The following is a 6,743-nucleotide window of genomic DNA, read 5'->3' as shown; positions in this document are numbered from 1 at the left end:
TTTGAATGCTGTAATGGACTCTCCCCGCACCACGGTTCTATACCTAGAACTGCGGTGACTGATCATTGGGAGAGGCGTTATGAAGCGAATTGCGGTTGATCTGGCCAAGTCCGTTTACCAAGTTGCCGAGAGTGTCCGTTCCGGCCAGGTGGTGCAGCGCAAGCGGCTGAACCGAGAGGCGTTTAGGCGATATATACAGGAGCAAGCCGAGCCGGTCGAGTGGGTGATGGAAGCCTGTGGCACGGCTCACTACTGGGGGCGTGTCGCGCAAGCGCTGGGCCACCGGGTAAAACTGATTCATCCTCGCTATGTACGGCCTTATCGTCGTCGCAACAAAACCGACCGTAACGACTGCGATGCCATGCTAGAAGCCTCGCGTTGCAAAGATATTCATCCAGTACCGGTGAAAACCCAGGAGCAACAGCTGTTACAGCAACTTCACGGTATGCGCGAAACCTGGAAGAAGAGCCGTACCCAGCGCATCAACCTGCTGCGCGGTATTTTGCGCGAGGCGGGTATCGAAGCCCCAACCACCACTGCCGCGTTTATCCGTGCCGCCCATGAATTAGTTGATCGCCCAGAGATCGCGCCCTTGAGTCATCAACTGCATATCGTCCTGGCGGAAATCAACCTGCACGAACAGTGCATGGTCGAGTGCGAACAGCAACTCAAGCGCTGGCATGCCGACGATGAAGTGGTACGTAAACTCGATGAGGTCAGCGGTATTGGTCTGCTGACCGCCAGCGCCCTGAAAACCGCAGTAGGCAAGCCCGAGCGTTTTACTAATGGCCGCCAACTCAGCGCTTGGTTGGGCATGACACCGCGTGAATTCAGTAGCGGCGACCGACGTAAACTGGGCCACATCAGCAGACAGGGCAACGTCTATGTGCGTACCTTATTGATCCACGGTTCGCGAGCAGCCTTGCTGGCGGCACAGCGATGTCAGGCCCGCACGCCGGAGAAACTGACCCAGTTACAACGCTGGGCCGTCGAGACAGCGGCACGTATCGGCCACAACAAAGCAGCTGTGGCGCTGGCTAATAAATTGGTAAGGATTTGCTGGGCTGTGTGGTGCAACGAGCGGCGTTTCAGTGGTGACTGGCAAAGCGTAAAGCCCGCCTGACGGCGGAGCAATCAGCAAGATGTGATGGTTTTCTTGTGGTTGTGGTGAGCAGCAACACTGTCGAAACAGGCGAGTCCTGCAACGGAATAAGGCCGATAACAATCATGATCTTCGTGATCGATTGAACGCTTGGCCCCCGCTGCGCGAACTACAGAGTGGCCAGGGCAGTAAAGCCCAAAACAGGCCGGATATACGAATGCAACCGCGCTGACGACAGGGTTAGGAAAACTTTGCTCACTACTTGTGGGGAGAGTCCATATACAGTTGTTAGAATGCGATTTCACTTGTTTCTTATCCGATATTCCTAACCTAAGCCCCGTTCATATAAGCTCTGCTCGTCATCCCTTGCTCTTCGCACTGATATAACCCTTTCTGTTGTTAATCCGAGCTCGCGTCGAAGTGTAGAAACTAACGCCCATATTTTTCCATCGAGCTTAAAAAGATATTGGTCTCGAACAGGATCAGTGTTTGCAAATGTCCGCGGGATTCCCGCTTGCTCATAATCTAACGAATCGAGCGACTCCCAGCTCTTTGAAACAAATCTAACAGACTTTTTATCTGAATCTAAAGCCGATGTGGCTTCTTCAAATGAAATGCCGTGTTTTTTGATGTTTCTTTGGTTTTTATTATCATCCCACTCCCATCGAGAGCGTTGCGGGTTAGAACTAATAAATTTCTCACAACTTTCTCTTGCTGGATTCCTGACTGGGAGAGGCCATCCTCCGACGAATCGTTCCTCTTTCCCGCATCTCAATGAAACTCCATCAGGCAAGGCTGACTCAGGTATTAGTCCTGCTACATTGATGAGGAATGTACAAGCCGAGCACGTGTTATTCATAAATTAAGTTTTACCGAATTAAGGTGGCTTCCAGCTAGCGTTCTAACTACTAGTAGGCGACATTGGTGTCGCATAACGCACCCTGAAGTGTCTGATAACGTTCCTTGTCACGCACTAAGCCCTTGAATTACTGCGGTCGCGAATAACGACAGCGAAACCGGTGGGGTGAAAAGCGACATGAGGCAAGCCCGAGTGCCGTACGGCAGCACGATGGAGGCTAGAAACTACTGGTAGGGTGTGCGCCTGTCTAGCCAGCTGTCGGAAAAGGCCAAAGCATGGCGGTTCGGGGGCTGGCAGCATCCAGTAACGACTCGCGTTATCCATCAATGACTTAGCGAGCAGAAGGCTATAAACTTTCGGCTCTTTACGGTGAGCCAGCCTGCGGTTCCGACGAGCCGCCCAACCCAGCATGACACCCATACAACTGCCTTTAGGTGTGCGTCTGCGTGATGACGCCACTTTCGCCAACTACTACCCCGGAGCCAACGCTGCGGCGCTTGGCTATGTCGAGCGTCTGTGCGAGGCCGATGCGGGCTGGACGGAAAGCCTGATCTATCTGTGGGGCGCTCAAGGGGTGGGTTGCAGCCATTTGTTGCAGGCTGCTTGTTTGCGCTTTGAGCAGCGCGGCGAGCCGGCGGTTTACTTGCCGCTGGCGGAGTTAGTCAGTTATGGCCCGGCGCTGTTGGATAATCTGGAACGCTACGAGCTGGTCTGCCTGGATAACCTGGATGCGGTGGTCGGTGACAGCGAGTGGGAAGAGGCGCTGTTTCACCTGTTTAACCGTTTGCGTGACAGTGGCCGGCGCTTGTTGCTGGCTGCCAGCGCGTCGCCGCGCGAGTTACCGGTCAAGCTGGCTGACTTGCAATCGCGCCTGACCCTGGCGCTGGTGTTTCAGTTGCGCTCACTGTCTGATGAAGACAAGTTGCGTGCTCTGCAGCTGCGCGCCTCGCGCCGCGGCTTGCACCTGAGTGATGAGGTTGGGCGCTTTATCCTGACGCGTGGCGAGCGCAGCATGAACGCCTTGTTCGACTTGCTGGAGCGGCTGGACCAGGCATCGCTTCAGGCGCAGCGCAAGCTGACGATTCCCTTCCTTAAAGAAACCCTAGGCTGGTAAGCCTGATTGAGCGTCGAGTCACGCTCAATCAGCACCGTTAAGGCTTAGTTTTCCCCAGCCAACTTGCGCTCGTACTGAAAACGCCAGCGGGTGAACATCAGTGCGGCGCAGAACAGGCTAAAGCTCAGCCCGGTTAGCAGCCAACCGTATAGCGCCTTACTCGGGTCGAAGGCGGCGAGTACGCCTTGGATAAAGTACAGGTTCACCACAAAGCAGGCCCAGGCATGGGCGCGAGCGTTGCCGAGGATTATGCCGGGGGCCAGCAGCAGCAGTGGTACGAGCTGAGCACCCAGAATCACCCAGAGCAGTTTGCCGGGGATGTTGGCGAACCACAGGTTCCACACCACCAGTAACGTGCCGAGGCCAAAAAAACTCAGCAAGCTGGCGGCGCGGCTGATGTTCAGGCGCGGCTGGAGCCATTCCAGTGTGGGCAACGGTTTTGCGGTTTTAGCCACGGGTGCTCTCCAGTTTTGCCGCGGTTTGCGCCAGGCGTTGGCCGAGTGCGCGGCACAGGGCGGTTTCATGTTCATCGAGGGCGCGCTTACCGTCGGCTCCGGCGTGATGGCTGGCGCCATAAGGCGTGCCGCCGCCACGGGTTTCCAGTAACGCGGCTTCGCTATAGGGCAGGCCGGTGATCAGCATGCCGTGGTGTAGCAGCGGCAGCAGCATCGACAGCAGGGTGGTTTCTTGGCCGCCATGCAGGCTGGCGGTGGAGGTGAAGACGCCAGCGGGTTTGTCGACCAGGGCTCCGGTCAGCCACAGGCCGCTGGTGCCGTCGAGGAAGTACTTGAGCGGCGCGGCCATATTACCAAAGCGGGTTGGGCTGCCGAGCGCGAGGCCGGCGCAGTTCTTCAGGTCATCCAGGCTGGCGTACAGCGCGCCTTCTGCCGGGATGTCTGCGGCGACGGCTTCGCACTCGGTTGATACCGCCGGCACGGTGCGCAGGCGTGCTTGCAAGCCGCCCATCTCCACGCCGCGAGCAATCTGCCGGGCCATTTCAGCGGTTGCGCCGTGGCGGCTGTAATACAACACCAGGATGTAGGGGGCGCTCACGGCAGAATCTCCAGGATATTTTCCGGTGGGCGGCCGATAACGGCTTTTTCACCCACTACCAAAATAGGGCGTTCAATCAGCTTTGGCTGAGCGGCCATGGCCTCAATCAACTGGGCGTCCGTCAGGTTCGGGTCGCTCAGGCCGAGGTTCTTGTATTCATCTTCGCCGCTGCGCAGCAGTTGTCGCGCAGGGATGCCGAGCTTGGCCAGGAGGTCCTGCAGTTGTGCGGCGCTCAGGGGCGTTTCCAGGTAGCGCACGATGGCTGGGGTGAGCCCGCGCTCTTCCAGCAGTTGCAATGCGCTGCGTGATTTTGAGCAGCGCGGATTATGGTAGAGCGTCATTGCAGCCATGTTCGGGTCGCCTGTTACCGTTGATGGCGGCTATTCTAACCGCTAACGGCATCCGCGCCTGTAGCAGGTTGCGCGGTCAAATAGCTAAGGAGAAGGCATGCTGCAGCGGATTACTGAGGTCTGGGACTTTTGGCGTTTTTTGCTGCAGCGGTTTATTGCTGATCAGGGGACAAACAGTGCCGCGGCGCTGACCTACACCACGCTGTTTGCGGTGGTGCCGATGATGACGGTGACCTTCTCCATGCTCTCGGCCATTCCCGCGTTTCAGGGCACTGGCGAGCAGATCCAGAGTTTTATCTTCCGCAATTTCGTGCCTTCTGCGGGTGAAACCCTGCAGCAATATCTACGCGAATTTACGACCCAGGCGCGCCAGCTGACGTGGGTGGGTGTGGCGGTGTTGGCCGCCACTGCGTTCTGGATGTTGGTGACCATCGAGAAGACCTTTAACACCATCTGGCGTGTACGCCAGCCGCGCCGTGGTGTGTCGAGTTTCCTGCTGTACTGGGCCATTCTCAGCCTGGGGCCATTGCTGCTCGGGGGCGGCTTTGCCATCAGTACCTACTTCACCTCGCTGTCGCTGATTTCCGGGCCTGACGCCTTGTTAGGTGTGCAGGCGTTGCTGAAGTTCATGCCATTGGTGTTTAGCGTGGCCGCGTTCACCCTGCTGTATGCCACGGTGCCGAATGCACAGGTGCCGATACGTCATGCGCTGCTTGGCGGTTTGTTTGCGGCGATTCTGTTTGAAGTGGCGAAGATGCTGTTCGGCTTGTATGTGCGGTTGTTCCCCGGCTATCAGCTGATCTACGGGGCGTTTGCCACGGTGCCGCTGTTTCTCTTATGGATCTACCTGTCCTGGATAATTGTTCTGTTCGGCGCTGAGCTGGTCTGCAATCTGGGCTTTTCCCAACAATGGCGTAAGCGCGCGGTGCCACGCTTGTTAATGGCGCTTGGTGTATTGCGCGTGTTCTATGAGCGTCAGCAGTTGGGTTTAAAGGTGCGTTTGCGGGATGTGCAGCGTCAAGGTTGGCTGCTGGCAGAGCATGAGTGGGAAGAGATTCTGGTTTTCCTTGAGCAGCAGAAGCTGATCGCGCCGACCGGCTCGGGTACCTGGGTGTTAAGCCGTGACCTTGGCCATTACTCCTTGCAGCAACTGCTCAGCCACAGTCCTTGGCCGTTGCCGAGGGCGGAGAACTTACCCGAGCAGCTTGATGAGGCGTGGTATCCGGCGTTGCGCGCAGGGCTGGAGAAGTTACAGGATGAGCAGGCGGCACTCTTTGCTGAAGACCTTGCGCAATGGTTGCAGCCCCAGGCTCAGCCGTCGAAGTGACGTAAAACGTCAGTTTACGGCGCTGCGCTGGCGGCACACCCGGCGACTGGCGACCATGGAGGTCGCCAAACGTGGTTATAGGGAAGCTGGCACGTTTCTGGCTATCTGCCATGTGGATAGCAATCGGTGCCAGCAGGGCAGGGATTGGCAGAGTGTGAGACGTTATGACAGCCAGCAAAGGCAAAGTGATTCATCTGCATCAGCGTGATCCTCAAGAGGCCCTTGAGCGCCTCAACCGTATTACCGGCTTGCGCTTTAGCCGCTGGCCGCAGTCGCTGGTTGATACCTCAACAGCCGCGGATCAAACCTCAGCAACAGCTGTGCAGCCCGCCCCAGCCGAAGAGTGCGGAGCTGCTGAAAGGCTGTCGCGCTAAACGCAAACCCCCGCGTCAGTGCGCGGGGTTTCTGTTGTTGGGCAAGGCTAGTGTGCCAGTGCGTGGCGGCTATCAGCCTGCGATAACTCAACTGCTTGAACGAAGAGTTCTTCGACGACCAAGCTGGTCGCGGGAACAGCAGAGCGCAGGCGTACCTGCATCTCTTCAATTTTCAGCTTGACCGGCAACCGGGCAATGCTGGAAAGCAGAATCTTGCTGTGCTGATTGACCTTGCCGTGATCGACCATCACTTCACGGCGGGCCGTGCCGTCGCGGTAGCTGATTAGCAAGGACACGGGTAGGTTTGCCAGCCCTGGCAGGTGTAGCCAAGCCGCGACGTTGAACTCTGCGACGCGCCCTTCGTAAGGGGTGACCTGTAAGCGGGCGAGATTGACGATGGCAGATGGCACGGGGCCGACCAACTTATCGAGGGCTTGGGTCATGGTTGTTTCCAGGCTTATAACAGATCGCATCATGCGTGAGTGCGAAGGATTATAAGCTCGGCTTTCTGGCGCAGACTGTGCGCTCGGCCGATGTTCGGCGTGACCTTTCTCGCAGTTTTAG

General features: G+C 57.3%; 8 protein-coding genes. 4 read left to right on the top strand and 4 right to left on the bottom strand.

All coding sequences use genetic code 11. The annotated features are described in order from the left end of the window. Nucleotides 1–79 precede the first annotated feature (79 nt). A complete protein-coding gene (locus N1078_RS17240; RefSeq protein ID WP_274089340.1) occupies nucleotides 80–1,123 on the top strand; it encodes an IS110-like element ISPpu25 family transposase in 1,044 nt (347 codons plus the stop codon). A 1,247-nt stretch (nucleotides 1,124–2,370) separates the two neighbouring features. Further along, nucleotides 2,371–3,075, top strand: coding sequence for a DnaA regulatory inactivator Hda (hda, locus tag N1078_RS17235; protein ID WP_274089339.1), 705 nt, complete (start codon nucleotides 2,371–2,373; stop codon nucleotides 3,073–3,075). 44 nt (nucleotides 3,076–3,119) lie between these two features. On the opposite strand, the gene N1078_RS17230 is transcribed toward hda, so the two are convergent. The 3 genes from N1078_RS17230 to arsC are packed head-to-tail and all read right to left on the bottom strand — an operon-like array spanning nucleotide 3,120 to nucleotide 4,478. Beyond that, on the bottom strand, nucleotides 3,120–3,530 hold the full coding sequence (locus tag N1078_RS17230) for a DUF2069 domain-containing protein (RefSeq protein ID WP_274089338.1): 411 nt from the start codon (nucleotides 3,528–3,530) through the stop codon (nucleotides 3,120–3,122). Next, the gene (gene wrbA / locus N1078_RS17225) at nucleotides 3,523–4,128 is read right to left on the bottom strand and encodes an NAD(P)H:quinone oxidoreductase (protein ID WP_274089337.1); all 606 of its coding nucleotides are present in this window, start codon (nucleotides 4,126–4,128) and stop codon (nucleotides 3,523–3,525) included. The genes N1078_RS17230 and wrbA overlap by 8 nt, the downstream gene beginning before the upstream one ends. Continuing rightward, the gene (arsC, locus tag N1078_RS17220) at nucleotides 4,125–4,478 is read right to left on the bottom strand and encodes an arsenate reductase (glutaredoxin) (protein WP_274089336.1); all 354 of its coding nucleotides are present in this window, start codon (nucleotides 4,476–4,478) and stop codon (nucleotides 4,125–4,127) included. The genes wrbA and arsC overlap by 4 nt, the downstream gene beginning before the upstream one ends. Before the next feature lie 97 nt (nucleotides 4,479–4,575). On the opposite strand from arsC, the gene N1078_RS17215 reads away from it, so the two are divergent. Beyond that, nucleotides 4,576–5,805: a virulence factor BrkB family protein gene (locus N1078_RS17215; RefSeq protein ID WP_274089335.1), complete on the top strand. Its 1,230-nt coding sequence runs from the start codon at nucleotides 4,576–4,578 to the stop codon at nucleotides 5,803–5,805. Between the two features lie 164 nt (nucleotides 5,806–5,969). Then, nucleotides 5,970–6,179 carry a hypothetical protein gene (locus N1078_RS17210; RefSeq protein WP_274089334.1) on the top strand — a complete coding sequence of 70 codons (210 nt, stop codon included), beginning with the start codon at nucleotides 5,970–5,972 and terminating at the stop codon, nucleotides 6,177–6,179. A 47-nt stretch (nucleotides 6,180–6,226) separates the two neighbouring features. Here N1078_RS17210 and N1078_RS17205 read toward each other — a convergent pair whose 3' ends face one another. Beyond that, a complete protein-coding gene (locus tag N1078_RS17205; protein WP_274089333.1) occupies nucleotides 6,227–6,622 on the bottom strand; it encodes a hypothetical protein in 396 nt (131 codons plus the stop codon). Nucleotides 6,623–6,743 lie beyond the last annotated feature (121 nt).

Source organism: Pseudomonas sp. MIL19 (assembly GCF_028680365.1).
In the GTDB taxonomy this organism is placed as follows: domain Bacteria; phylum Pseudomonadota; class Gammaproteobacteria; order Pseudomonadales; family Pseudomonadaceae; genus Aquipseudomonas; species Aquipseudomonas spirodelae.
The sequence above is the reverse complement of the archived record's forward strand: the minus strand, read 5'-3'. Positions and strand labels throughout refer to the sequence as shown.